Genomic DNA, 231 nt, shown 5'->3' on the forward strand with positions numbered 1-231 from the left:
CAGCAACACCGCGTCGATTCGCGTCTGAAGCTCGCCGGGCAACGCGTCAAAGCCCGGCGCCGCCTTCACGGTGTTGAGCAGCTGCACCGCGGCTTGTTCCAGCACCGAGGCTGCCAGCTTCACTGCCCCGGGGACGTCGCGCGGCTGGGGGATCGGCACAGGTTCCAACCCCGGGCCAGTCGCGCCAAGTTCTCGCAGCGCCAGCCGCACGGTGTCGCGGTCGTACTGCCG

General features: G+C 70.1%; 1 protein-coding gene. It reads right to left on the reverse strand.

The features are described from left to right. The coding region (locus AC0IZJ_RS28815) for a hypothetical protein (protein WP_471855713.1) at positions 1-231 on the reverse strand (231 nt) is incomplete at both ends.

Source organism: Roseateles sp. AC306, from assembly GCF_979253795.1.